The organism is Microbacterium sp. Bi128 (genome assembly GCF_918698205.1).
Genome location: NZ_CAKKMM010000780.1, coordinates 1 through 2,368, shown reverse-complemented (window position 1 = coordinate 2,368; position 2,368 = coordinate 1). Strand labels below are relative to the sequence as shown.

Below are 2,368 nucleotides of genomic sequence, written 5' to 3'. Positions count from 1 at the left end.
CGGTTGTGCAGGGCAACGGTGAAGCCGTTCCGGGCCAGGTTGCGTGCGAGGTTGGCCCCCATCACCGCGAGGCCGGTAACACCGATGTGTGCTGACATCAAAAACTCCAATTCATTTTTGTACACGATGATTTCTGTAGACCACGTGTACGGCGATTCGTCTCAGACGTTCATCTAGGACTCGGCAGGTTGCGCCGCGGAGGGCGGAACCCACTCTTGAGGATTGTGGCTGTCCTTAAACCATATGTATTTCCGCGGGCCGCGGGAAAGCCGCGCCCACGGAGCGGAATGCTGCGCGTCATAAACAGTCTATGATCACCGGCGTCCGCCCCTCCGGTCGGCCCGGACCGGGCCCACCGCATTATGCTTACGACTATGTCAACCAGCCTCCACCACCGTGCCATTGAGCACCTCGGGACCCGGATCGTGGCCGGCGAGCTTCCGGCCGGGCACGTCATGCTTGCCGAGCACCTTGAGGACGAACTCAAGGTCTCCCGCTCGGTGGTCCGGGAGGCGGTCCGGGTCCTCCAGTCCCTGGGCCTGGTGGAGACCATCAAACGCGTCGGCATCCGGGTGCTGCCCTCGAACCGGTGGAACCCCTGCGTCCCGCTCGTGATCCGCTGGCGGCTGGCCGGCGAAGGCCGCGGCGCCCAGCTGCGCTCCCTGGCCGAACTCCGCACCGCCGTCGAGCCGGTGGCCGCCGAGCTGGCCGCGGCCAACGCCCCCGAGGAGCTCCGCCGCGAACTCGTGGAGATCTCGCACGCCATGCGCGACGCCGGGCAGGCCGGGGACGTGCCCCGGTTCCTCGAGCTGGACATCCTGTTTCATTCCCTGCTGCTGACCGGCTCGGGAAACGAGATGTTCGCCAACATGGTGGGCCAGGTGACCGAGACGCTGACCGGCCGCACCATCCACGGCCTGATGCCGGACCACCCGCGCGAGACGGCGCTGCGCTGGCACGTGGAGGTCGCCGAGGCCATCGCCGCCGGGGATGCCGCCGCCGCCCGCGAGGCCTCGAACCGGATCATGCGCGAGACCATCTCGGAGATGGAGCCGAGCTGGAAGAACCAGCCGCGGGTGTTTGTCCCGGTCGAGCGCCACTAACCCGCCACTGGCCGTCCCGGGCCCGACGGCGGAGCTCCTCACGCAGGGGCCGCCTGAAGTCCAGCAGCACCTTCCCCGAAACAGCCGCGTTCCTGGCGACCTCGAACGCTTCCAGTCCGCGGTCCAGGCCAAAGGTGTGGGTCACCACGGGGTCCACCCGCAGAGAGCCGTCGGCGAGCGCCGCTATGACCTCATCGATTTCGTCATTGAAGCGGAAGGAGCCCACCAGCTCCAACTCGCGCGTAATGGCCAGGGAGATCAGGACCGGCTGCGGGCCGGATGGCAGCAGCCCCACCATCACCACCCTGCCGCCACGGACCGCGCCGGTGATCGCCGAGGCCAGGCCCTGGTGGCTGCCCGAGGACTCGATGACGACGTCCGCCTCAACCGCGGCGATCGCCCCGGCGTCGTCCCCCTTGAGGACCGCGTCGGCCCCCACGGCACGGGCTATCTCCAGCGGCAGCTTGTGCATGTCCACGGCCACGATCCGGCCGGCGCCGGCACGTTTGAGCACGGCCACGGCCAGGGCCCCGATGGGACCGCTGCCGATCACCAGCGCCGTCTTTCCCGCCACGTCGCCGGCGCGCGACACGGCGTGCCAGGCGACGCTGGCCGGTTCCGCCAGTGCCGCGGTCCGCAGGTCCAGCCCCGCCGGCAGCGGCCGGAGCATCCGGGCCGGCAGGTTCACATACCGGCTGAACGCTCCGTCCGCGTGCGGAAACCGTGCGGCGCTGCCCAGATACGTGCAGCCCGGCGACAGATTCGGACGCTCCGCCGGGTACCGGGCGCCGCCCGGGCCCGGCGTTGCGGGATGCACCGCGACGGCCGTGCCGGGCCCCGGCCCGGAGCCGTCAGCGGCGGCGCGGATCACGGTCCCTACGATCTCGTGGCCCAGGACCATGGGAGCCTTGAGGACGGATTCGCCCGCGGCGCCGTGCAGCCAGTAGTGCAGGTCGGAGCCGCAGATGCCGCCGAAGGCCACGTCGATGACGGCTTCACCGGGGGCCGGCGCGGGCACGGGGATGTCCTCGATCCGCAGGTCGCCCGCGGCGTGGGCCACCACCGCCGCGGCCGTGGCCGGAAGTGCTGCCACGCCGCCCATCAGACCACCACCGTCATTCCGCCGTCGATGAAGATGGTCTGGCCGTTGACGAAGTCGGACCCGTCGGAGGCCAGCCACACGGCGGGTCCGGCCAGGTCCTGCACGGTCCCCCAGCGGTGCGCGGGGGTCCGGCCCAGGATCCAGGCGTTGAACTGCTCATCAT

4 protein-coding genes are annotated in these 2,368 nt (G+C 70.1%); 1 reads left to right on the top strand and 3 read right to left on the bottom strand.

Annotated features, from left to right (window positions below; translation table 11 throughout):
- A partial coding sequence (locus LQV45_RS26155) for an NAD(P)-binding domain-containing protein (RefSeq protein WP_230009598.1) occupies nucleotides 1-98 on the bottom strand: 98 nt, incomplete at its 3' end.
- A 276-nt stretch (nucleotides 99-374) separates the two neighbouring features.
- Here LQV45_RS26155 and LQV45_RS26150 point away from each other — a divergent pair.
- Nucleotides 375-1,103, top strand: a complete 729-nt coding sequence (locus LQV45_RS26150; protein ID WP_230009596.1) for a FadR/GntR family transcriptional regulator — start codon at nucleotides 375-377, stop codon at nucleotides 1,101-1,103.
- Here the strand turns inward: LQV45_RS26150 and LQV45_RS26145 are convergent.
- Complete coding sequence (locus LQV45_RS26145) at nucleotides 1,024-2,205, bottom strand: L-idonate 5-dehydrogenase (RefSeq protein ID WP_230009594.1); 1,182 nt, start codon at nucleotides 2,203-2,205, stop codon at nucleotides 1,024-1,026. The two genes, LQV45_RS26150 and LQV45_RS26145, sit on opposite strands and share 80 nt — an antisense overlap.
- On the bottom strand, nucleotides 2,205-2,368 hold a 164-nt coding region (locus LQV45_RS26140), incomplete at its 5' end, for an SDR family oxidoreductase (RefSeq protein WP_230009597.1). The genes LQV45_RS26145 and LQV45_RS26140, both read right to left, overlap by 1 nt.